The following is a 21,627-nucleotide window of genomic DNA, read 5'->3' as shown; positions in this document are numbered from 1 at the left end:
TCGTTTTCTTAATAATTATTTTATCACAATCCTGATTTGCCGCGCATTCGCGGGGGGGCGCCCGATACGGGCGCCCGCCGACGGAGACCCCAGCACAGCAGAGGACCAACTGCACGAAGGGGAAGCCATGACAGCGACGACCGACGGAAGCACCGGGGCCGCGCACCTCCGCGCAGTGCCGGCAGGCGATCCGACCGAATCAACCATCGCCGCGGACGACATCTTCGACGTCGCGCGGCGGGCCGCGGAGCGCTCTGTCGAGCACCTCCTCGGCAGGCAGGACGAGCAGGGCTGGTGGAAGGGGGACCTCGCCACCAACGTCACCATGGATGCCGAAGACCTGCTGCTGCGTCAGTTCCTGGGTATCCAGGACGCGGACACCCTGAGGGCGGCCGCCCGCTTCATCCGCGGCGAGCAACTGGGCGACGGCACCTGGAACACCTTCCACGAGGGACCACCCGACCTCTCCGCCACCATCGAGGCGTACGTCGCGCTCCGGCTGGCCGGCGACCTTCCCGAGGATCCGCACATGAGGCGGGCCGCGGGCTGGGTCAGGGAGCAGGGCGGCATCGCGGAGTCCCGGGTCTTCACCCGGATCTGGCTCGCCCTCTTCGGCTGGTGGAAGTGGGACGACCTGCCGGAACTCCCGCCCGAGCTGATGTTCTTCCCGAAGTGGGTCCCGCTCAACATCTACGACTTCGGCTGCTGGGCGCGCCAGACCATCGTGCCGCTCACCATCGTGTCCGCGAAGCGGCCCGTGCGGCCCGCGCCCTTCACCCTGGACGAGCTGCACACCGATCCGGCGTGCCCCCACCCTCCCAAGCCCGTGGCCCCGGTGGTCAGTTGGGACGGGATCTTCCAGAGACTCGACAAGGCGCTGCACCTGTACCACAAGGTCGCGCCCCGCAGGCTGAGGCACATCGCCATGAACGCCGCAGCCCGCTGGATCATCGAGCGCCAGGAGAACGACGGCTGCTGGGGCGGCATCCAGCCCCCCGCCGTGTACTCCGTCATCGCCCTGCACCTGCTGGGATACGACCTGGACCACCCCGTCATGCGGGCCGGTCTCGCCTCCCTCGACCGGTTCACCGTATGGCGCGAGGACGGCGCCCGCATGGTCGAGGCCTGCCAGTCGCCGGTCTGGGACACCTGTCTCGCGACCATCGCGCTCGCCGACGCCGGCGTGAGCCCCGACCACCCCGCGCTCGTGCGGGCCGCCGACTGGATGCTCGGCGAGGAAATCGCCCGGCCGGGCGACTGGTCGGTGCGCAGGCCTCAACTCGCACCCGGCGGATGGGCGTTCGAGTTCCACAACGACAGCTACCCGGACATCGACGACACCGCCGAGGTCGTCCTGGCGCTGCGCCGCGTCCGCCATCCCGACCCCGGCAGGGTCGAGGCGGCCATCGAGCGCGGTGTCGGCTGGACCCTCGGCATGCAGTCCCGCAACGGCGCCTGGGGTGCCTTCGACGCGGACAACACCAGCCCCTTCCCCAACCGGCTGCCGTTCTGCGACTTCGGTGAGGTCATCGACCCGCCGTCCGCCGACGTCACCGGGCACGTGGTGGAGATGCTGGCCGTCGAGGGCCGTGCGGGCGACCCGCGCACACGTCGCGGCATCGACTGGCTGATCGCCGAACAGGAGCCCAGCGGTGCGTGGTTCGGGCGATGGGGCGTCAACTACATCTACGGGACAGGCTCGGTGGTGCCCGCCCTCGTCGCTGCGGGAGTGCCGGCCGCGCACCCCTCGGTGCGACGTGCCGTCGACTGGGTGAAGTCCGTCCAGAACGACGACGGAGGCTGGGGCGAGGACCTGCGCTCCTACCGCGAGGAGAAGTGGATCGGCCACGGAAGTTCGACAGCCTCCCAGACCGCCTGGGCGCTCCTCGCACTCCTGGCCGCCGGGGAGCGGGAGACCCGCTCGGTGGAACGTGGTGTCGCCTGGCTGGCAGAGACCCAGCAGGCCGACGGTTCCTGGGACGAGCCACACTTCACCGGCACCGGCTTCCCCTGGGACTTCTCCATCAACTACCACCTCTACCGGCAGGTGTTCCCCCTCACCGCGCTCGGCCGGTACGTGTACGGCGATCCCTTCGCCGGCGCCTCCGTCAGCGGCGCCGCCGCCGGTGAAGGTGCCTGAGCCGATGGACGGTACACAGGAAGTACCGCACGGCTCCGCCACACCGCTGCTGATCGCCTGCGCGCTCGGCATCGAACGCCTCGCCCTGCGCACCGGCAGGCGGGGCGACGCGCCGGGCCCCGTCAGCGTCATCAGCACGGGTATGGGCCCCCGGGCGGCTGAGAGCGCCGTCCGGGCCGCGCTGGGACGCCACGGTGCCGGAGGGACGGCGGTCATCGCCTCCGGTTTCTGCGCCGGGCTCGCACTCGGCATGCACCCCGGCGACCTGGTGGTGGCGGAGGAGACCCGTGACGCCACGGGCACGACGGCCTGCACAGGGACCGGAGTACTCGTCGACGCGCTGACCTGGGCAGTGCCTGGCCGGACCGTCCACACCGGCGCGCTGGCCGGCTCCGCGCACGTCGTCCGTGGCCCCGAGCGGGCCGGCCTGCTGGCCACCGGCGCCATCGCCGTCGACATGGAGTCCGCGGCCACACTCCGTACCGCCGTACACACCGGGCCACGTCCAGTTGCGGCCGTACGGGTGGTGGTGGACGCTCCAGAGCATGAGCTCGTCCGTATCGGCACGGTCCGCGGTGGAATATCGGCATTCCGCGTTCTTCGTGCTGTACTTCCGGCTTTCCATGAATGGCACCGATCTTTGTTGCTCCCCAGGAGGTGAGCCCAGATGGCCATGCCGCTCCGTCAGTCCATCAAGGTTGCGACGTATCTCATCGAGCAGAAGCTCCGCAAGCGGGAGAAGTTTCCGCTGATCGTCGAGCTGGAGCCCTTGTTCGCCTGCAATCTGGCGTGCGAGGGCTGCGGCAAGATCCAGCACCCGGCCGGAGTGCTCAAGCAGCGCATGCCCGTCGCGCAGGCGGTGGGCGCGGTGCTCGAATCGGGTGCTCCGATGGTGTCCATCGCCGGCGGTGAACCCCTCATGCACCCGCAGATCGACGAGATCGTGCGTCAGCTGGTCGCCAAGAAGAAGTACGTCTTCCTCTGCACCAACGCCATGCTGATGCGCAAGAAGCTCGAGAAGTTCACCCCGTCGCCCTACTTCGCCTTCGCGGTGCACATCGACGGGCTGCGCGAGCGGCACGACGAGTCCGTCGCCAAGGAAGGCGTCTTCGACGAGGCGGTGGCGGCGATGAAGGAGGCCAAGCGGCAAGGCTTCCGGGTGACGACCAACTCCACCTTCTTCAACACGGACACACCGCAGACCATTATTGAGGTGCTGAACTTCCTCAATGACGACCTGAAGGTGGACGAGATGATGATCTCGCCCGCCTACGCCTACGAGAAGGCCCCCGACCAGGAGCACTTCCTGGGCGTCGAGCAGACCAGGGAGCTCTTCAAGAAGGCCTTCGCGGGCGGCAACCGCCGTCGCTGGAGGCTCAACCACTCGCCGCTCTTCCTGGACTTCCTGGAGGGCAAGGCCGACTTCGCCTGCACGGCCTGGGCGATCCCGAACTACTCCCTCTTCGGGTGGCAGCGGCCCTGCTACCTGATGAATGACGGGTACGTGCCCACCTACCGTGAGCTGATCGAGGAGACCGACTGGGACAAGTACGGCCGTGGGAAGGACCCGCGCTGCGCCAACTGCATGGCGCACTGCGGTTACGAGCCCACGGCGGTGCTCGCCACCATGGGATCGCTCAAGGAATCCCTGCGAGCGGCGCGGGAGACCATCGGCGTGAACCGGTGACGTCATGACCACGGGAGAGCCAGTCGCACTTGGCCTCCCCGCGATGCCGGCCCGGCCACTCGCGGTGCGCCGCCCCTCGCGGCGCATCCAGGTCGGGTCGGTGGCGGTCGGCGGGGACGCACCCGTGTCGGTGCAGTCGATGACGACGACTCGGACGTCGGACAAACCGGGGTGCCCGCCGTGACCGTGAGCCGATAACAGGACCAGAGAGAGGGGGCTCGGGGTATGACGATGCTGGAATCCATCAAGGGGCCGCAGGACCTGAAGGCGCTGAGCCGGCCGGAAATCGGTGAACTCGCCGAGGAGATCAGGACGTTCCTCATCCGCGCGGTGGCGAGGACAGGTGGCCACCTCGGCTCCAATCTCGGAGTGGTCGAGCTCTCCGTCGCTCTGCACCGGGTCTTCGACTCGCCCGTGGACCGCATCCTGTGGGACACGGGGCACCAGAGCTACGTGCACAAACTGCTCACTGGGCGTCAGGACTTCTCCAAGCTGCGCGGCAAGGGCGGCCTGTCCGGCTATCCCTCCCGCGAGGAGTCCGAGCACGACGTCATCGAGAACTCCCACGCGTCCACCGTGCTCGGCTGGGCCGACGGTCTCGCCAAGGCCGACGAGGTGCTCGGGCGCTCGCACCACGTCGTGGCGGTCATCGGGGACGGGGCCCTCACCGGCGGCATGGCCTGGGAGGCGCTCAACAACATCACCGCGGCCGGGGACCGCCGGCTCATCATCGTGGTGAACGACAACGAGCGGTCGTACGCCCCGACCATCGGGGGTCTCGCGAGCCATCTCGCGACGCTCCGCACGACCGACGGCTACGAGCGATTCCTGTCCTGGGGCAAGGGCGTGCTCCAGCAGACGCCGGTCATCGGTCCGCCCCTGTACGGGTCGCTGCACGGCGCCAAGAAGGGTTTCAAGGACACCTTCGCGCCCCAGGGCATGTTCGAGGACCTGGGCCTCAAGTACGTCGGCCCCGTCGACGGACACGACACCGCAGCGGTCGAGACGGCCCTGCACCGGGCGAAGCGTTTCCACGGCCCGGTGCTCGTGCACTGCATCACCGAGAAGGGCCGGGGCTATCCGGCCGCGCTGGCGGACAACGCCGACCGCTTCCATACGGTCGGCAGGATGAACCCCCTGACCTGCGCGCCGCTCGTCGTCCCGGCGGCGCCTTCATGGACCTCGGTCTTCGGCGACGAGATCGCGGAGATCGGCGCGGTCCGCCCCGACGTCGTCGCGATCACCGCGGCGATGCTGCACCCCGTCGGGCTGACCAGGTTCGCCGAGGAGTTCCCCGACCGGACCTGGGACGTCGGGATCGCCGAGCAGCATGCCGTGGTCTCGGCCGCGGGTCTTGCCACCGGTGGCCTCCACCCCGTCGTCGCCGTGTACGCCACCTTCCTCAACCGGGCCTTCGACCAGTTGCTGATGGACGTCGCCCTCCACCGGTGCGGAGTGACGTTCGTCCTGGACCGGGCCGGTGTCACCGGCGTCGACGGCCCTTCCCACAACGGCATGTGGGACATGTCCGTGCTCCAGGTCGTCCCCGGTCTGCGCATCGCCGCGCCTCGCGACGCCGACCGGCTGCGCGAGCAGCTCCGCGAGGCTGTGAAGGTCGACGACGCGCCGACCGTGATCCGGTTCCCCAAAGCCGCGGTGGGGGAGCCGGTCCCGTCCGTCGGGAGGATCGGCGGAATGGACGTCCTGCGCCAGGAGAAGGAACCCGAGGTCCTGCTGGTGGCTGTGGGAGCCCTCGCCCCGGTCTGCCTGGAGGCCGCCGACCTGCTCGCCGGGTCCGGGGTCCGCTGCACCGTGATCGACCCCCGCTGGGTCAAGCCGGTCGACGCGCAGCTGCCCGCCGTCGCCGCGCGGCACGCGCTCGTGGCGGTGGTCGAGGACAACAGCCGTTCGGGGGGCGTCGGCTGGGCGGTCGGGCAGGCACTCCGGGACGCTTCCGTCGACGTACCCCTGCGGACGTTCGGCATTCCCGAGCAGTTCCTCGGGCACGCCGGACGTGACGAGGTGCTGGTGGACATCGGGCTGACCCCGGTGGAGATCGCGGGACGCATCGGGGCGGTGCTGGAGCGCCGCAGCGCGGCGGGGGAGCGGAATACACCGAAGGGGCCCGGGGCATGACGGACGAACAGCCGGGCTTCGACCTGGCGCGGCTCCTCGCCGAACGAGGAGCCGAACGCTACGAGCTGCACACCCGCCACCTCAACCACCAGCTGCCGCGCATGCTGCGCACCATCGGTTTCGACAAGGTCTACGAGCGGGCGGAGGGCGCCTACTTCTGGGACGACGAGGGCAACGACTACCTGGACATGCTCGCCGGGTTCGGGGTCATGGGCCTGGGCCGCCACCATCCCGTCGTGCGCAAGGCCCTCCACGACGTCCTGGACGCCTCGCTCGCGGACCTCACGCGGTTCGACTGCCAGCCGCTGCCCGGACTGCTCGCCGAGAGGCTCCTGGTCCACAGCCCGCACCTGGACCGGGTGTTCTTCGGCAACAGCGGTACGGAGGCGGTCGAGACCGCGCTGAAGTTCGCCCGGTACGCCACCGGCAAGCCACGCGTCCTCTACTGCGGCCATGCCTTCCACGGGCTGACGACCGGATCGCTCTCGGTGAACGGGGAGAAGGGGTTCAGGGAGGGCTTCGCACCCCTGCTGCCCGACACGGCCATCGCGCTCGGCGACCTCGACGCGTTGCGGCGTGAGCTCAGGCGCGGGGACGTGGCGGGACTGATCGTGGAGCCGATCCAGGGCAAGGGCGTGCACGCCTCGCCTCCGGGATTCCTCCGGGAGGCGCAGGAACTGCTGCGCCGGCACAAGGCCCTGCTCATCGCCGACGAGGTGCAGACCGGACTCGGCAGGACGGGGGACTTCTACGCGTACCAGCACGAGGAGGGAGTCGAGCCGGATCTGCTCTGCGTGGCCAAGGCGCTCTCCGGCGGGTACGTCCCCGTCGGCGCGACGCTCGGCAAGGACTGGATCTTCAAGCGCGTCTACTCATCCATGGACCGCGTCCTCGTCCACTCCGCGAGCTTCGGCTCCAACGCCCAGGCCATGGCGGCCGGGCTCGCCGTCCTGTCCGTGATGGAACAGGAGGAGATCGTCGCGAAAGCCCGCCGCACCGGAGATCTGCTGCGCGAACGGCTCGCGGCACTGGTCGGCCGCTACGAGCTCCTGCACGAGGTGCGGGGGCGGGGACTGATGATCGGGATCGAGTTCGGCAGGCCGTCGTCCCTCGGGCTGCGCAGCCGTTGGACGATGCTGCAGGCGGCCCGCAAGGGACTGTTCGCGCAGATGGTGGTGGCCCCCCTGCTCCGGAAGCACCGCATCCTCACCCAGGTCTCCGGCGACCACATGGAGGTGATCAAGCTGATTCCGCCCCTGGTCATCGGAGAGCCCGAGGTGGAACGCTTCGTCACCGCCTTCACGGCGGTCATGGACGACGCGCACAGCGGCAAGGGGCTGATGTGGGACTTCGGCAGGACACTGGTGAAACAGGCAGCCGCCAACCGGTGAGCGTTCCGACACTTTTTGCCTCTGGGGCAAGAAATTTGCCTCAGAGGAAAGTTCCTGGCCCAATGGGAGCATGAATCCTCCCGAAGGAGGGGCGGCCGACGAGCTTCCGGGAGTCGCGCCACGCCTGCGCGAACTGCGCCGCGAACGCGGTCTGACCCTGGAGAGCGCCGCCGGGCGTGCGGGACTCTCCACGGCCCACCTCTCGCGGCTCGAGACCGGCCGTCGCCAGCCCTCGCTGCCGATGCTGCTCGGTCTCGCCCGCGTCTACGGTACGACCGTCTCCGAGCTCCTGGGAGAGGTGCCGCCCGAACGAGACGCGATCGTCCGAGGCGGGCCGCCCGACGAAGCCCCAGGAGACGGGTCCGGTGGCTGGCTCTACCGGCAGGCGGGAGGGTCGGGGCGCGCCATGCAGGCACTGCGTGTCCACGTCCCCCACGGCACCGAGGGGGAGCTCGTACGCGTGCACCCCGGTGAGGAGTGGCTGTACGTCCTCGACGGCCGGCTCAGGGTCGTGCTCGGGGAGACCGTGCACGACCTCGATCCGGGCGACAGCGCACACTTCGACTCCCTCACACCGCACCGGATCGCGGCCCTCGGCCGCGGTGGGGCGCGGCTGCTGTTCGTCCACACGCTGCTCCAGAGTCCGGCCGCCGAGCTGTGCCTCGGCCCCGCGGCCCGACGGCTCTGAACCCGCGTACTCCTGTACCCGTTGCCGCCACGAGCGGCGAGGAAGGACCGTCATGTCCGATTCCGAGTACTACGACCCCCTCACCCCGCGCACCCAGCGGGGGAGCGACAGCGGCGACACCCAGGAGCGGCGGATGCCACGCGGGGTGGTGATCCGGCTCATCGCCTACCTGGTCGCCGGACACGTGATCGCGGGATTCCTGTTCCTCCTCTTCACCGTTGCGGGCAAGGGGTGAGCGCAGGGATCAGGTCCTCACCGTGACCGGCGGGCCCTGACCGCAGGCATCAGGCGTCCTCCACGAGGCGCTGACGGAGCTTCTCGCGCGTCTCGTGGCTGATCTTCAGTCCTTCGAGGAGGTAGCGGTCGGTGCTGCCCCAGATCTCCTCGATGGTGGCGAAGGCCGCGTCGAGATACTCGCGGTGCGCGCCGAAGAGCGGGTTGAGCAGCTCCATCACCTCGTCCGACATTCCCACCGGCGAGGTGTCGCTGCGCCGCACCTTGTATCGGCGGTGCGCGTCGTTGGACTTGAGGTAGTCGGCCTCGATGGCGTCCCTCTCGACGCCGACCGCGAGCAGCGAGACCGCGACCGACAAGCCGGCCCGGTCCTTGCCCGCCGCGCAGTGCATCAGCGCGGGGACGCTGTCCTCGGCCAGCGCGTGCAGGACCCGGCTGTGCTCGGCGGTCCGGTCCGTGATGATCGAGCGGTAGGACAGGACCATGCGCTCCATGCCCTTGCCGTCGGCCAGGATCGAGCGCAGCTGCTGGATGTTCCCGTCGCGCACCAGCCGCCAGAACTCCGCGCCGTCGGCCGGGTCGGAGAGGGGAATGCTGACATTCCGGACGCCGGGCAGGTCCACGTCGTATCCGTCGAGCTTGTGGTCGGCGGCGTTGCGGAAGTCGAAGATCGTATGCAGGCCGAGTCCGGCGAGGAACGCGGCGTCGGCCTCGGTGGCGTGAGCCAGGTGGCCGCTGCGGAAGAGCCGCCCGAAGCGCACGGTGCGGCCGTCGCTCGTCGGAAGCCCGCCGACGTCGCGGAAGTTGCGGACACCGGTCAGGTCCACGTCCGTCGGCTCGGGGCCGGCCGGGGGGACCTCTGGCAGCTGCGTCACAAGGGCTCCTGGAGTGTCTGGCGCCGGCGCCGCTCGCCGACGGGGCACGCTCGCGACGATACGACATGGCTGCAACGGGCATGCGTCTCGGGCATCGCGGGATCGGCCGACGGGGAGGGGTGGTCGCGAGGTGTCCGTATTGGTGCATTTGATCGAACATGCCCTGCTTGTGGGGGACATGAGGGGAGGTGGGTGAGCGGGATCATATCCGTGACGGTGCGTGGTGAAGTCCCCCGAGGGTATTCCGGACGCCTCAAGGAATGCCAAGATCCGTAATCCACGGAGTGTGACGGTAATTCCGCAGCGGAATTGAAGACGGGATTCCGCTTCGCAATCCGAGCTTGTTCCGCGCGTCCTCGCTCGCCTACGGTCACGGTCAATCCGGACGGAATGCCGAATCCTGCCGCCGCCCGGAATCCGCACCGACTCACGTGTGGCAGGAGCGGGGGAACCAGGTAAGTCGCCGTCCGGAGCGATCCGGAACGGCTCGGGGTCAAGACGCGTCACCACGCGGCCGGGCATCTCCAGCCCGAACCCGACAGCTCACCTCGCAGGCGCCGGAGAGGAATTCCCCATGCCCGCAAACGGCAAGCACCGTCGTAAGAAGTCCCGTCCGCTCTCCCGAGGCATCCTTGCCGCGGGGGCCGGCGGCGCGGTACTCGCGCTCCCGCTGATCGGCGCCACCGGCGCCCACGCGGCGGAGCCGGCCGCTCCCGCGGCGAAGTCCGCCGCCGTCACCCCCGGCGCGCCCGCCGCGAAGCACTCCCCGAAGACCTACACCGTGGTCTCCGGCGACTATCTCGCGAAGATCGCCACCGCCAAGAAGATCAAGGGTGGCTGGCAGAAGCTGTACAAGGACAACCGCGACGTCATCGGCGACAACCCGAGCCTGATCGTCCCGGGCATGAAGCTGACTCTCGGAGCCAAGGCCTCCGGCACCGCCGAGAAGCCGGCGACCGCCAAGCACGCCGCGTCCGAGGCGAAGCCGGCCACGAAGGCCGAGCCCGCCGCCGAGAAGGCCGCTCCGGCCGGGGGGAAGGCCGCCACCGCCGACTCCGGCGCGTCGCAGAGCAACGCCTCCGGCTGGTCGGCCCCGGTCGAGAACCCCACAGTCACCACCCAGTACCACGTGGCCGGCGCCAGCTGGTCCAGCGGCTACCACACGGGTTCCGACTTCCAGGCCGCCTCGGGCACCAGCGTCCGCTCGATCGGACCGGGCACCGTCGTCTCCGCCGGGTGGGGCGGCGCGTACGGCAACGAGATCGTCATCCAGCACAGTGACGGCATGTACTCCCAGTACGCGCACCTGTCCTCACTCGAGGTCTCGGCCGGACAGACCGTCACCGGCGGCCAGGAGATCGGCCTCTCCGGATCCACCGGCAACTCTACCGGCCCGCACCTCCACTTCGAGGTCCGTACCGGCCCGAGCTACGGCTCGGACGTCGACCCGATCGCCTACCTGCGTTCGCACGGCGTCTCCATCTGAGGGACGTGACCCCGGGGGTCGAGCAGAGGGGCGGTGTGCCACGGCGCACCGCCCCTCCACTTATTCCGGCTTTGCCAAAACCTGACCGGGTGGTCTTTGTCACCACCCGTCAACCCCTTATTACGGTCGCGTAAGTCACATTCGAGGGTGCAGGATAAACCCTTGTGGCAGACGATTCGAGAAACAAACAACGAGGCATCATCGGGTCGTACGCGGCGATTGGCGACAGCTTCACCGAGGGCGTCGGTGACCCCGGCCCGGACGGAAGGCTCGTCGGCTGGGCGGACCGGTTCGCGGTGCTCCTCGCCGACCAGCTCCCGGTCCCCGACGCGATGGCCGGCCCGGTGGACGACCCGCACGGAATCTTCCGGTACGCCAATCTCGCCGTACGCGGACGGCTCCTCGACCAGATAGTCGAGGAACAGGTACCCCGCGCGAAGCAGTTGGCCCCTGATCTGGTCAGCTTCTGCGCGGGCGGCAACGACATCCTCCGCCCCGGCTCGGACCCCGACGACGTGGCCGAGCGCTTCGAGCGCGCCGTGGCCGACCTCACCCAGGCCGTCGGGACCGTCATGGTGACCACCGGCTTCGACACCCGCGGCATCCCGGTGCTCCGGCACCTGCGTGGCAAGATCGCCACCTACACCGCACACGTCCGGTCCATCGCCGACCGGTACGACTGCCCGGTGCTCGACCTGTGGTCCCTGCGGTCCGTGCAGGACCGGCGTGCATGGGACAACGACCGGCTGCACCTCTCGCCCGAGGGCCACACCCGGGTCGCGCTCCGCGCCGCCCAGGTCCTCGGACTCGACGTGCCGGCCGACCCCGACCAGGCGTGGCCCCCGCAGGCACAGCGCGGCTCGCTCGAAGTGCGCCGCGACAACATCAACTGGGCGCGGGAATACCTCGTCCCGTGGATCGGCCGACGGCTGCGCGGCGAGTCCTCAGGCGACCACGTCGAGGCCAAACGCCCGGACCTGCTGCCACTCTGACCGCTCGTCCGGGCATCAGCGGCCGACGAAGGGCAGGAGCCGCCGGGCCGGATCCGGGGACCCGAGCCCGTCCGGAGCGGGAACCCGCACCGGCCGGGTGGGGATCCGCTCCAGCACGCCACCCGCGAAGACGTCGTACAGCGGCAGGGTCTCCAGGTGCACGTAGCCGATGTGGCAGTCGCACACGTCGAGCGGGCAGCCGCGCGGGCCGAGGGCGTCGCGGTAACTGCCGTCGTAGAGATTGCCGAGTTCGGCACGGACGAAGTGGCAGCGCCGTACCGTCCCGTCACCGTCCACCGAGATGACGGACTCACCGGTCCGGCAGGGCAGGCCGGCCGAGCGGTGGGGGTGCCTGCTGTACGGGAAGAGCGGGTCCAGGGCCGTCCATCTCGCCGCCTCCTCGTCCGTATAGGTGCGCCCTTCGGCGGCGTTGACCCAGAGGTAGACCTCGGGCGGCAGCGCGGCACGCAGGCGTCGGGCCTCGGGCAGGTGCTCGTCCAGACCCACGATCCCGACGCTGTGGCGCACCCCGAGGGCCGTGAGTTCCTGGCACCGGCCGAGGAACCGCTCGTAGGGCGTCTGGCCGGGGTGGTAGGTGCACCACAGGGCGACCTTGTCCCTTTCGGCCTCCGCCAGCCAGGCGGTGCGGCCGCCGAGGTTGGTCTGGACGGCGACCCTCGTGACGTGCGGCAGGCGGGACAGCTCGACGAGCGCCCGCCGGTACCAGGAGCGGACCAGCGCCTCCCCCCATGGCGTGAACAGCACCGACAGGCGGTCGCCCGACTGTGCGGTGGCCCACGCGGTGAAACGCTCCAGGGCCGCACGGTCCGCACGCAGACGGTCGCGGCTGTCCCGTCGCTTGGCGAACGGGCAGTAGGGGCAGTCGTAGTCGCACGAGGCCAGCGGGCCCCGGTACAGGATGGTCAGGTCCTTGCCCACCGGCCGGCTCACTTCGCCTCGTACGCGGCCATCGCGGCCCGTACTCCCGGGGAGAACAGCTCGGGTCCGAGCGCGTCGGAGTGCGCCAGTCCCTCCGGGGAGAGACGGAGCAGGGCTGGGCCCGCGGTGTCGTCCAGCCAGCCGCGCGCGGCGAAGAGCTCCAGTTCGAAGCGGAAGTCGACGTACGGATCCACGCCGAAGCGGTCGCGGTACCCGGCGGTCGGCATGCCCCGTGCCTGGAGGAGCGACTGCAGCAGATGGCGTCTGCGCGCCTCGTCCTCATCGACGTACCGGCCGACCTCCGCCCGGGAGAAGTCCGCCGTGCCGGTGAAGCCGTCGATGATGCCCCGGATCTCGCGCATCTCCACCGCGTAGTCGAAGGAGTAGTGCAGGGAAGAGGTGTACGACCGGGCCCCGCAGCCGAGTCCGATCATGCCGTCGGTCTGGCAGGCGTAGTCCTCGGGGCCCGCCGGCAGGGCGTCCCCCCGGCGGAACATACGCATGGACACCTGCTCGTACCCGTGGGCCAGCAGGTGGTCGCGGCCGGATCGGTACAGCCGGAGCCGCTGTTCGTCCCAGGCGGTGTCCTGGCCGGTCCCGGCGCCCGCCGCGGTTCCGGTGCCCCTGCGCCCGAGGCCGGTCAGCGGGCGTACGTACAGCGGGTAGAGGTACAGCTCCTCCGGATGCCAGGCCAGAGCAGCGTCCAGGGAGGTACGCCAGCTCGCCGCCGTCTGGCCGTCCATGCCGTAGATCAGGTCGATGTTGAGTACCGGGGCGCCGGCCTCCCGGATGCGGCCGAGGGCGGCCTCGACCTCCGGCCGGCGCTGAGGTCGTACAGCCGCACGTGCCTCGGCGTCCACGAAGCTCTGTACGCCGATGCTGATCCTGGTGGCTCCGCGGTCGGCCAGGACGGACAGCCGGTCCGCGGTCGCGGTCGACGGCGAGGTCTCGACCGACAGGGGAACGGAGCGGAGATCGGCGCCCATCCGCTTCTCCGCGATGTCGCACAGGCGCTCCAGCTCCCCGGCGTCGAGATAGGTGGGCGTGCCACCGCCGAACGCCGCCGCTGCGAAACGCACCGGCGCGTCGTCGCCCAGCGCGTCACGGACGGCCGCGGCCTGCCGGTCGAGGGCGTCGAGGTAACGGGTCGTCAGCTCGTCGGGGGCGCCGATCCGGGTGAACAGGTTGCAGAAGCCGCAGCGGACCTCGCAGAAGGGTATGTGGGCGTACAGGGAGAGCGCTTCCTTGCTCTCCCCGGCCCACAGTCCGCTCAGAAGAGGGCGCCCGGCGGGATGGCTGCCGAGCGGGCGGTAGGCCGTCTTGTGCGGATAGGCGTACACGTAGCTCACGTACGGGCTCGCGGTGGTGACGGTCATCGTGCTGCCCCCTGGTCGAGGAAGAAATGGGCGTAGGGCACGGTCCAGACGGCTTCGTGTCCGATCCGGTGGCCTGTGTAGCCGTCGTCCCCGTAGGCCGTGCCGTGATCGGAACAGACTATGGCGAAACACCTGCGGCGGCTGCTCGCCGCGTCGAACAACCGTCCGATGTGCCGGTCCACATACTCCAGCGCGGCGGCATGGGTGGCTTTCGAGTCGCCCGCCTCGGCGGTGGCGCCTGGCAGGTGGAACCAGTTGGGCTGGTGCAGCGCCGCCACGTTGACGAAGAGGAAGAGCCGTTGTTCGCGAGGGAGTTCGGCGACGATCTGTTCCGCACGTGCGACCTGCGCCTCGAAGGACGTCGGCGAGGCTACCCCGAACTCCGGCTCCCAGTGGCTCTCCTGGAACATGCCGGGCAGCACCGAGCCCAGCGGGGGGCGGCGGTTGAAGAAGCCCACGCCGCCCACACACGCCGTGCGGTAGCCGACCGCGGCGAGGCCCGAGAGCAGATCGGGGGTCTCGTGCACGAAGGTGCCGTCCGCGGTCGACTCGCTGCCGGCGAAGTGGGCGGCGAACAGGCGCGGGTGTGGGCCCGGGGCGGCGGGCGTCGGCAGGAACCCCGCGAAGATCGCCTGGTGGGAGGCGTAGGTGAAGCTGCCCGGAGCGTGCCTCCTCTCCCAGACACCACCGGGGAGATGCCGGGCGAGGTTCGGGATGCGGCCGGCCGCGGCCAGGTCGCGGGCGACATCGAATCGCAGCGTGTCCAGGGTGACCATCAGCAGGTCGTGGCTCCCCACGACCGCGTTCATGTCCGGGTTCGGGTTCCCCGCGCCGGGGGGCGCGGGGTCAGGGTGCGTCGATGACACGGTCGTTCCTCGCTCGGTCCAGTACGGCGGCGATCTGCGCGCCGTAGGTGTCCAGGCCCTCGGAGCCACTGCCGGGCAGACCGGTCAGACGGGGCAAAAGATCCCCGAAGGCGTTGACCTCGCCGACGGCGAAACGCCGCCAGCCGGTGGCCGGCAGCAGGTCGACCCCCACGCAGAGCGTGCGGGGGAAGCAGGCGGCTGCCCGCTCGCAGACGGCCAGGGCGGCGTCCCAGCTGCCGCCCGCCGCTTCCATCGCCACCCGGGCCCGGCCGAGGTCGCCCCGCGCCCCGCCCAGGTGCAGATTGGTCATGGGGTGGCGGCTGGTGCGCACTACGGCGTGCGTCGCCCGGCCCGCCACCACCACGACCCTGAGGTCGGCCGCCCGCCCCCGCTGTGACGCCTTGGGCAGCCAGCGCTCGATGTGCAGTCCGTCGGGTGCCAGTGCGTCGATCAGCGCAGCCACCTCGCGCTCCGTCGTGCACCGGCGCACCCGCAGCGAGTTGAACAGCCGGCCTTCGCCGTCCCGTTCCACGGACGTGGTCGCGCGGATCCTCCCGGGGCCCGCTGTCTCCAGCGCGACCACGCCGGAGGCCGACGAACCGTGGGCCGGCTTCACGAACACCCTCGGCATACGGTGATCGGCCATCAGCGCACGCACGTCCGACCAGCCCCGCACGGGACCGGCCGAAGGCCCCGAGGTGGGGGAGTCCGGTACGGGTACTCCGGCGGAGTCCAGGACGCCGTGGCAGATCCGCTTGTCGAACAGCACCGCGACGTCCCGCGGATCGCTCAGCATCCGCGCACCCGAGGCGGCGGCGGCACGGGCGACGTCCCGCACCGCCGCGGTGAAACGGGCGTACCAGCGGGCCGAACCCTCCACCCTCGTCGGGTCGTCGACCCCGCGCAGGAGCCTGTCCACCTCGGCGTCCTCACCTGGCGAGTCGATGCGCACGGTCTCCCCGGACAGGAAAGAGACATCACCCCCGAGCACGTCGAGCCAGGAGACCGTACGCGAGGCCGGGAGCCCGGCGGCGCGCACGGCGTCCTGGAAGAGACCGACCCTGCGGTTGCCCGGGATGCCGACGACCACGAGGCGCGGCGGCGCACTACTCACTGACGGCCACATAGCGGGAGTCGTCGTCCTCGTCGCCCCAGTCCTCGGCCTCTTCGAGATCGACCCGCACACCCTCCCGGGCGCACAAATCCTCGATACGCGCGACGTACGGGCCCGTGAGGTAGTGGTGGTGCAGGTCCAGGGCGGAGAGATGGGTGAGCGGCTGCCCGCCCAGCAGCGCCTCGGCGCCCGTGTCGCCCAGGGTGCCCATGGCGAGGGACAGGGAGTCGAGTCGCGCGACCACGGGCGCCGAGGCCACAGCGACGGCTATCTCGTCCTGGATCTCGCTGTTCTGCAGACCGAGATGGCGCAGCGCCGGGTACCCGGCGCCGGACAGCAGGGGTGCCAGGTCGGCGACGGACGCGTCACCGCCGTACCACTGGGAGCCGAGCCAGAGTTCCAGATGTTCCAGGGCGGGGAGTTCGGATGCTCCCACCGCCCGGACGACGTGTCCGGGCAGGCCACCGGACTCGAAGCGCAGTGATCTCAGCGCCGTGTGCCGGACGGGGCGCAGCCGGAGGTTCTCGGCGTCGGAAACGGCCTCTCCGCAGCCGCGCACGGTCAGTTCCTCCAGGAGCGGGAGGGCTTCGAGAACCGGGGTGACGTCGCACATCCGCAGCCAGGACAACTCGCACTCCTCGCTCTCCACGTCGGCGAGGAACAGCGCGCGCAGGGCCGGGAAGCGGTGCGCGTCCGCCACGATCGTGTCGACCACCGGCTGGAAGGAGGAGTACTCGTCCTCCCACCACGGTCCGATCAGCAGCGCCCGCACACGGGCAGGGTCGACCTCCGTGAGGAAGCGCCGCCAGTGCTCGGCGAACGTCTCCTCGCCCCAGGCGCAATCCAGCCGCCACGCCACGGAATCGGGTGCGGACGGCGTCCGGGCCTCCGGGGCGTCGGCTGCGGGCAGTGTGAGGACCGGCAGGCCGTGGAAGACCTCCGGGTGGATGATGTCGGTCATCGTGTGCCCCTACTCCGCGACCGCGGTGTATCGCCCGGCGGCCCCGCGGCCGTCCCATGGCTCGCAGCGTTCGGACAGATCGACGGTCACGCCGTGAGGTGCGAGCGCCTCGGTCAGCCGGTGTTCCATCGGTTCGGTCAGGAAGTGGTGGTGCAGGTCGAGCGACTCGAGGTGGATGAGCGGCTGGCCCTCGAGCAGCGCGGCCGCTCCCTCGTCGCCCAGCGTGCCGTTCGACAGGTCGAGCGTGCGGAGCCGGGCGACGAGCGGCGCCGAGCCGATCGCGGCCGCTATCTCGTTCTGCAGTTCGCTGTTGCGCAGGCCCAGGTGCCGGAGCCGGGGGAAGCGGGTGCCCGTGAGCAGCGGTGCCAGGTCCGGGACGACGGCGTCGCCGCCGTACGAGGACACGCCCAGCCAGAGCTCCAGGCTCTCCAGCGCGGGCAGTTCGCTGTCCAGCACGCCGCGCAGAGCTTCGGCCGGAAGCCCTCCACTCTCGATGGTGAGCGCGCGCAGCGAATCGTGCCTGACGGGCGGGAAGAGCAGTCCCGTGCCGCCGCGGATGCCGAGGTGGGACAGGGCCGGGAAGGCCGTGAGGAGGGCGGTGACATCGGACTGCTCGATCCAGGAGATCTCGGCCTCCTCCATGACCAGGTCCCCGACGAAGACCGCCGTGAGCGAGGTCAGCCGGCCGGCCGCGGCTACGACGAGCCTGATCGGGTAGGACGAATCCTCCTCGTACGACTCCCCCCACTGCCCGATGATCAGAGCCTGGACGCGGGACGGGTCGACGGTGTCGAGGAAGGCGTTGAACTCCTCCTCCCAGCTCACGTCCCCCTCGGGGTGGAAGGGGTCGACACTGATGCGCCACGCCGCGGCATCGGCCGCAGGACGCGCCGTCTCCTCGGTCTCGCGCTGGAAATCGACGGCTTGAAGGCCGAGCAACTCGTGCAGACGGTCCGCGTCGGACATGGCACTGAGCTCCTGTTGCTGGGGACGGCTGATGTCCGCAAAGGTTTATCAAGGGTCACTGACAACGCCGTGACCGGGCCCCTTGGGCGCCGGGGCGCGTGGGCGGGGACCAGGGCTCCCGCCGCGCACGGCGCAGTTCGTGCGACCGATGCCCCTGTGAGCGGACCGCCCGTGGCGGTCCCGACCGAACTGAGGCCCTCGCCGTCCGACGGATTGTCAGACCTCTCTCGTAGCGTTTCATCTGTGACCGGCACAGGGGATGCCGGGGAGGAGGGGAGAAGTCCGTGTACCGGCAGGGTGACGTATTGATGGTGGCGTTGGACGAGTCGGAGGTGCCCGCGCATTTCCTCGACGCGCCGGGGGAACTGCGGGACGGCCGGGGCAGGCTGGTCCTGGCACTCGGCGAAGTCACCGGCCACGCGCACGCCGTGCAGGGGCCGGGCAGGCTGATGCGGGAGGCGGGAGCCTTCGGTCCGATGCTGCTCCACCTCCCCGGGGGCGGACGCGTGGTGCACGAGGAACACGCGGCGATAGCACTGCCCAAGGGCTGGTTCCGTGTCGTACGCCAGCGCGAGTACGCGCCGGGGGCGGTCCGGATCGTCGCCGACTGACGTGGTGGCCGGAGGCGCCCGGTGAGGTGCGGCCGCCGGACAGCGGCAGCAAGCACAGCAGACATCGCAGGAACAGGAGACGGGGAATACCGATGCAGTACGTGAACGCGTGGCGGGCTGTCGCGGCGGCGACCGGCCGAGCGGACCGGGGCGCGGCCGAGGACGGTGTGCGGATGGCCTACCGCCGTGCGGGGCTCGCAGAGCCGGAGCGAGTCATCTGGGCGGACTCGCCCAAGGCAGCGGTCGAGGCGGTTGAGAAGCTGGTCGGTGCCGGGCGCTCCGTCCGTGAGGAGGTGCGCACCCGCCCATGGGCCGAGGAACGCCGCAGGATCTACGACGAGTTGGGCCCGGCGGGCTGGTCCGCGCTGTGGTCCGCCACGGGTGCCCAGTTGTGGGAGACCACCGCTGCACTGGCCGACCGGATCCGGACGGGGGTCGTCGCCGAGTTGGCCACCCGTCCCGAGGACGAGCCGGACGTCCGTCTCCTCCTGCTCGACGCGGTCCTCGGTCAGCACGACGCGGCCTGGCTCGCGGCCTTCGACGGCCGGGGCGACCGACTGACCGGACTGGCCGAGGTCGCGAGGAACGCGGGCTGGTGGTGGCCCTACGAGCACGCCGTGGTGATCAGTGAGCGGCCCGAGGTGCTCCACCGGGACGAGGCTGGACGGCTCGACCGGGGTGACGGGCCGGCCCTCGCCTACCCCGACGGCTTCGCTCTTCACGCCTGGCGCGGAATGCCGGTGCCTGCCGAGTTCCTCGACTCGCTAGGGTCCCTGACCCCCGACCGGATACGTGCCGAGGAGAACGCGGAGCTGCGGCGTGTGATGCTCGAGTACTACGGCTACGACCGCTATCTCTCGGAATCGGATGCAGAGCCTGTGCACCAGGACGAGACCGGCATCCTGTGGCGCATAGCGATGGAGGGCGACGAGGACGTGGTGATGGTCGAAGTCGTCAACTCCACTCCGGAGCCGGACGGAACCCATCGCACCTATTGGCTCCGGGTACCGCCCGGGACCGGGACAGCGAGGGAAGGCGTCGCATGGACCTTCGGACTCGACGGGGAGGCTTACGCACCGATGCGGCAGACCTGACCGGATCCCGCCGCACCGATGACACTCGCGAGAGGCGCCTCCGCCCAGCCGCGCCGGGTTCCGGCGGTCGGTGTCCGTCGACCTCCGGACCACCGGCCGTCAGGCGGTCAGCGCCTCGTGCTCGATGCCGAGTTCGCGGGCCAGCGCCTCCTCGGTCCACTGCAGCATGGTCGCGCTGGACAGCGGGCCCGCGTATGACGTCATCTGGACGGCCAGGCCGTCCAGCAGCGCCGTCAGTCGCCAGGCCACCGACATGGGATCGTCACACCGGAACTCCCCGGCGGCGGCGCCCTCCTCAATGACCTCCGCCAGCTCCGCCTTCCACTGCTGGTCGAGGTCGCCCGCCACCTCTCGGAGCACCGGATCGCGCAGAGAGGACGCCCAGCCCTCGATCCAGAGCCGCCACCCCTTGGCCTGGCCGGTCGGCGCGTACCAGCGAACGGCGGCGCGCAGCCGTCGCACCGCGCTCGTACGGCGGGTCAGCAACCTCCGGAGATGGGCGAGATCGGCCTCCGCGGCGTAGGCGAAAGCGGCGGCCACCAGCTTCTCCTTGGACGAGAAGTGATACAGCACCAGTGCGTTGCTCACCCCGAGGACGGAGGCCACGTCGGCGATCCGGACCGCCGCCACGCCCCGCACCTCGATCTGTTCGACGGCAGCACGCAGGAGCTCCTCCCGACGCTCCGCCACGCTCAGCCGTACTCTCGCCACGGAGCCACCCTAGCCAACCGCCCGGGCGGACCATCGGGCCACCCGGCTGCGCCGGCCTATCCGAACCAGCCGAACCTCTCCGCCATGACCGGCAGCCGGTCCGCCACGAGGGCGTGTGCCGCGGCCCGCGGGGTGCAGCCGTCCGCTTCCGCCCGTTCCAGGACGCGGCCGATCAAGGACCGCATGGAGCGCCGGGTGTGGGCGAACGCCTCGTCGGCATCGGCCCCGATGTCCCCGAACAGCGTCCACCACCACCAAGCGTTCGTACCGGAGTTGACGACCACGTCGGGCAGTACCGTGATCCCGCGCCGGGCGAGCAGCGCCTCCGCTTCGGGCAGGACCGGCATGTTCGCCGCCTCGACGATCCAACGAGCCCTGACCGAAGCCTGCTTCACGACGTCGACGGCGTACGACACCGCGGCAGGTACGAGGATCTCGGCGTCCGCCGCCAGCCATGCGTCTGCAGGCAGCTCCTCGTCCTGAGGGCGCAGCGCCCCGCGGTCCACCGTGCCGAAGGCGTCCCGCGAGGCGAGCAGGGATTCGACGTCCAGGCCCGCCGGATTGGTGATGGTGCCCTTCACATCGGCGACCGCGACCACGGTGAGCCCGGCGCGGGACAGGAACCGCGCCGTCGCTCCGCCCATCGTGCCGAGGCCCTGCAGGGAGACACGCGCATCGCCGTACGCCACATCGGCCCGGTCGAGGGCGGCGAGGGCGGACTCCGCGACACCGCACCCGCCGACCAGCTCGTCCAGCCCGATCCCGTCCACCGTGACCGCGAAGGCGTCCGCCAGTCGCCGGCGGGCGGCCGTCTCGTCGTCGAGCAGCGGATAGACCGCTTGGACCGTGGAGACGAGACCGGCCTCCACGGCCGCCCGGTCCACCAGGTCCTGGCTGAGTCCGAGATCCTCGCCGGTCGTCCAGACGTTCTCGACGTAGGGACGCATGGCCCGCAGAAAACGAACGAGAATCCCGTACGCCTCGGGAGCGCGTGGATCGCAGTCGATGCCGCCCTTGGCGCCGCCCAGCGGGATGTAGCGCGCCCCGGTGTCGTCGGCGTCGAAGTGCAGGGCCTCCTTCATGGTCATGCCCCGGGCCAGGCCCGCCACCTCCGCGAGGGTGCAGCCCTGCCTCATGCGCAGACCTCCGCTCGACACACCGCGCACCAGGCTGTCGACGACCAGATAGCCCTCGGTCCCCGTGACGTGGTCCGTCCAGGTCAGGGAGATCAGTGGGGCGGTGGAGGGCGTCGTCACAGGGCGGCTCCTGATTGGATGGCGTAAATTTACTGAACAGCGAGTCAGTATCGAGAGGTGGGCGCCACCTGTCAACGCGCGAAAGCCGGCCGGATGGGAGCAGT

Annotated in this window: 20 protein-coding genes, 1 pseudogene and 1 riboswitch; of the genes and pseudogenes, 12 read left to right on the top strand and 9 right to left on the bottom strand. The window is 70.4% G+C overall.

Annotated elements, in window-relative coordinates; all coding sequences use genetic code 11:
• Window positions 1-127 precede the first annotated feature (127 nt).
• The 8 genes and pseudogenes from shc to ACFU5K_RS09195 all read left to right on the top strand — a co-directional run bounded on the left by shc (window position 128) and on the right by ACFU5K_RS09195 (window position 8,277).
• The gene (gene shc / locus ACFU5K_RS09230; RefSeq protein ID WP_384058491.1) at window positions 128-2,140 is read left to right on the top strand and encodes a squalene--hopene cyclase; all 2,013 of its coding nucleotides are present in this window, start codon (window positions 128-130) and stop codon (window positions 2,138-2,140) included.
• 4 nt (window positions 2,141-2,144) lie between these two features.
• Window positions 2,145-2,801, top strand: a complete 657-nt coding sequence (locus ACFU5K_RS09225) for a 1-hydroxy-2-methyl-2-butenyl 4-diphosphate reductase (protein ID WP_384058490.1) — start codon at window positions 2,145-2,147, stop codon at window positions 2,799-2,801.
• Window positions 2,802-2,807: 6 nt separating this feature from the next.
• Window positions 2,808-3,827, top strand: coding sequence for an adenosyl-hopene transferase HpnH (hpnH, locus tag ACFU5K_RS09220; protein ID WP_384058488.1), 1,020 nt, complete (start codon window positions 2,808-2,810; stop codon window positions 3,825-3,827).
• Window positions 3,828-3,831: 4 nt separating this feature from the next.
• Window positions 3,832-3,990, top strand: a pseudogene (locus ACFU5K_RS09215) (4-hydroxy-3-methylbut-2-en-1-yl diphosphate synthase); the annotation flags it as partial.
• Between the two features lie 62 nt (window positions 3,991-4,052).
• Complete coding sequence (dxs, locus tag ACFU5K_RS09210) at window positions 4,053-5,963, top strand: 1-deoxy-D-xylulose-5-phosphate synthase (RefSeq protein WP_384058486.1); 1,911 nt, start codon at window positions 4,053-4,055, stop codon at window positions 5,961-5,963.
• Window positions 5,960-7,354, top strand: coding sequence for an aspartate aminotransferase family protein (locus tag ACFU5K_RS09205; RefSeq protein ID WP_384058484.1), 1,395 nt, complete (start codon window positions 5,960-5,962; stop codon window positions 7,352-7,354). The genes dxs and ACFU5K_RS09205 overlap by 4 nt, the downstream gene beginning before the upstream one ends.
• 70 nt (window positions 7,355-7,424) lie before the next feature.
• Window positions 7,425-8,042: a helix-turn-helix domain-containing protein gene (locus ACFU5K_RS09200; RefSeq protein ID WP_384058482.1), complete on the top strand. Its 618-nt coding sequence runs from the start codon at window positions 7,425-7,427 to the stop codon at window positions 8,040-8,042.
• Window positions 8,043-8,094: 52 nt separating this feature from the next.
• Entirely contained in the window at window positions 8,095-8,277 is a 183-nt protein-coding gene (locus ACFU5K_RS09195) for a DUF6126 family protein (protein ID WP_384058480.1), read from the top strand.
• Window positions 8,278-8,326: 49 nt separating this feature from the next.
• Here ACFU5K_RS09195 and ACFU5K_RS09190 read toward each other — a convergent pair whose 3' ends face one another.
• The gene (locus ACFU5K_RS09190) at window positions 8,327-9,151 is read right to left on the bottom strand and encodes a tyrosine-protein phosphatase (protein ID WP_384058478.1); all 825 of its coding nucleotides are present in this window, start codon (window positions 9,149-9,151) and stop codon (window positions 8,327-8,329) included.
• A 410-nt stretch (window positions 9,152-9,561) separates the two neighbouring features.
• Window positions 9,562-9,721, top strand: a riboswitch (cyclic di-AMP (ydaO/yuaA leader).
• Between the two features lie 4 nt (window positions 9,722-9,725).
• Here ACFU5K_RS09190 and ACFU5K_RS09185 point away from each other — a divergent pair.
• Entirely contained in the window at window positions 9,726-10,637 is a 912-nt protein-coding gene (locus ACFU5K_RS09185; protein WP_384058476.1) for a peptidoglycan DD-metalloendopeptidase family protein, read from the top strand.
• Window positions 10,638-10,801: 164 nt separating this feature from the next.
• Window positions 10,802-11,629, top strand: coding sequence for an SGNH/GDSL hydrolase family protein (locus tag ACFU5K_RS09180; protein WP_384058474.1), 828 nt, complete (start codon window positions 10,802-10,804; stop codon window positions 11,627-11,629).
• Between the two features lie 15 nt (window positions 11,630-11,644).
• Here the strand turns inward: ACFU5K_RS09180 and ACFU5K_RS09175 are convergent, their stop codons facing one another.
• The 6 genes from ACFU5K_RS09175 to ACFU5K_RS09150 are packed head-to-tail and all read right to left on the bottom strand — an operon-like array spanning window position 11,645 to window position 17,851.
• A complete protein-coding gene (locus tag ACFU5K_RS09175) occupies window positions 11,645-12,568 on the bottom strand; it encodes an STM4011 family radical SAM protein (protein ID WP_384058472.1) in 924 nt (307 codons plus the stop codon).
• A gap of 8 nt (window positions 12,569-12,576) precedes the next feature.
• Window positions 12,577-13,944, bottom strand: a complete 1,368-nt coding sequence (locus ACFU5K_RS09170) for an STM4012 family radical SAM protein (protein WP_384058470.1) — start codon at window positions 13,942-13,944, stop codon at window positions 12,577-12,579.
• Window positions 13,941-14,753 (bottom strand): STM4013/SEN3800 family hydrolase, encoded by an 813-nt coding sequence (locus ACFU5K_RS09165; protein WP_384058566.1) that lies wholly within the window; start codon window positions 14,751-14,753, stop codon window positions 13,941-13,943. Before ACFU5K_RS09165 ends, ACFU5K_RS09170 begins: the two co-directional genes overlap by 4 nt.
• Window positions 14,754-14,790: 37 nt before the next feature.
• Window positions 14,791-15,936, bottom strand: coding sequence for an STM4014 family protein (locus ACFU5K_RS09160; RefSeq protein ID WP_384058468.1), 1,146 nt, complete (start codon window positions 15,934-15,936; stop codon window positions 14,791-14,793).
• Complete coding sequence (locus tag ACFU5K_RS09155) at window positions 15,917-16,885, bottom strand: STM4015 family protein (RefSeq protein WP_384058466.1); 969 nt, start codon at window positions 16,883-16,885, stop codon at window positions 15,917-15,919. Before ACFU5K_RS09155 ends, ACFU5K_RS09160 begins: the two co-directional genes overlap by 20 nt.
• A gap of 9 nt (window positions 16,886-16,894) precedes the next feature.
• Window positions 16,895-17,851, bottom strand: coding sequence for an STM4015 family protein (locus tag ACFU5K_RS09150; protein ID WP_384058465.1), 957 nt, complete (start codon window positions 17,849-17,851; stop codon window positions 16,895-16,897).
• A gap of 284 nt (window positions 17,852-18,135) precedes the next feature.
• On the opposite strand from ACFU5K_RS09150, the gene ACFU5K_RS09145 reads away from it, so the two are divergent.
• Window positions 18,136-18,462, top strand: coding sequence for a hypothetical protein (locus tag ACFU5K_RS09145; protein ID WP_384058463.1), 327 nt, complete (start codon window positions 18,136-18,138; stop codon window positions 18,460-18,462).
• 92 nt (window positions 18,463-18,554) lie between these two features.
• On the top strand, window positions 18,555-19,556 hold the full coding sequence (locus tag ACFU5K_RS09140; RefSeq protein ID WP_384058461.1) for a DUF6745 domain-containing protein: 1,002 nt from the start codon (window positions 18,555-18,557) through the stop codon (window positions 19,554-19,556).
• Window positions 19,557-19,655: 99 nt separating this feature from the next.
• On the opposite strand, the gene ACFU5K_RS09135 is transcribed toward ACFU5K_RS09140, so the two are convergent.
• Both ACFU5K_RS09135 and ACFU5K_RS09130 read right to left on the bottom strand, forming a co-directional pair.
• Window positions 19,656-20,267, bottom strand: coding sequence for a TetR/AcrR family transcriptional regulator (locus tag ACFU5K_RS09135; protein WP_384058460.1), 612 nt, complete (start codon window positions 20,265-20,267; stop codon window positions 19,656-19,658).
• Window positions 20,268-20,323: 56 nt separating this feature from the next.
• The gene (locus ACFU5K_RS09130) at window positions 20,324-21,523 is read right to left on the bottom strand and encodes a Glu/Leu/Phe/Val dehydrogenase dimerization domain-containing protein (RefSeq protein WP_384058458.1); all 1,200 of its coding nucleotides are present in this window, start codon (window positions 21,521-21,523) and stop codon (window positions 20,324-20,326) included.
• Between the last annotated feature and the right edge of the window lie 104 nt (window positions 21,524-21,627).

Source organism: Streptomyces sp. NPDC057428, from assembly GCF_042803195.1.
GTDB lineage: Bacteria > Actinomycetota > Actinomycetes > Streptomycetales > Streptomycetaceae > Streptomyces.
Note: the sequence above shows the minus strand (reverse complement) of the source record. Positions and strands in the feature narration are given on the sequence as shown.

What these genes read in the sequence shown, in the direction of transcription:
- hpnH (WP_384058488.1), top strand. Translation starts at nt 2,808, where the DNA reads ATGGCCATGCCGCTCCGTCAGTCCATCAAGGTTGCGACGTATCTCATC.
- ACFU5K_RS09150 (WP_384058465.1), bottom strand. Translation starts at nt 17,851, where the DNA reads ATGTCCGACGCGGACCGTCTGCACGAGTTGCTCGGCCTTCAAGCCGTC.
- shc (WP_384058491.1), top strand. Translation starts at nt 128, where the DNA reads ATGACAGCGACGACCGACGGAAGCACCGGGGCCGCGCACCTCCGCGCA.
- dxs (WP_384058486.1), top strand. Translation starts at nt 4,053, where the DNA reads ATGACGATGCTGGAATCCATCAAGGGGCCGCAGGACCTGAAGGCGCTG.
- ACFU5K_RS09225 (WP_384058490.1), top strand. Translation starts at nt 2,145, where the DNA reads ATGGACGGTACACAGGAAGTACCGCACGGCTCCGCCACACCGCTGCTG.
- ACFU5K_RS09140 (WP_384058461.1), top strand. Translation starts at nt 18,555, where the DNA reads ATGCAGTACGTGAACGCGTGGCGGGCTGTCGCGGCGGCGACCGGCCGA.
- ACFU5K_RS09200 (WP_384058482.1), top strand. Translation starts at nt 7,425, where the DNA reads ATGAATCCTCCCGAAGGAGGGGCGGCCGACGAGCTTCCGGGAGTCGCG.
- ACFU5K_RS09165 (WP_384058566.1), bottom strand. Translation starts at nt 14,753, where the DNA reads ATGAACGCGGTCGTGGGGAGCCACGACCTGCTGATGGTCACCCTGGAC.
- ACFU5K_RS09160 (WP_384058468.1), bottom strand. Translation starts at nt 15,936, where the DNA reads ATGTGGCCGTCAGTGAGTAGTGCGCCGCCGCGCCTCGTGGTCGTCGGC.
- ACFU5K_RS09205 (WP_384058484.1), top strand. Translation starts at nt 5,960, where the DNA reads ATGACGGACGAACAGCCGGGCTTCGACCTGGCGCGGCTCCTCGCCGAA.
- ACFU5K_RS09155 (WP_384058466.1), bottom strand. Translation starts at nt 16,885, where the DNA reads ATGACCGACATCATCCACCCGGAGGTCTTCCACGGCCTGCCGGTCCTC.
- ACFU5K_RS09185 (WP_384058476.1), top strand. Translation starts at nt 9,726, where the DNA reads ATGCCCGCAAACGGCAAGCACCGTCGTAAGAAGTCCCGTCCGCTCTCC.
- ACFU5K_RS09170 (WP_384058470.1), bottom strand. Translation starts at nt 13,944, where the DNA reads ATGACCGTCACCACCGCGAGCCCGTACGTGAGCTACGTGTACGCCTAT.
- ACFU5K_RS09195 (WP_384058480.1), top strand. Translation starts at nt 8,095, where the DNA reads ATGTCCGATTCCGAGTACTACGACCCCCTCACCCCGCGCACCCAGCGG.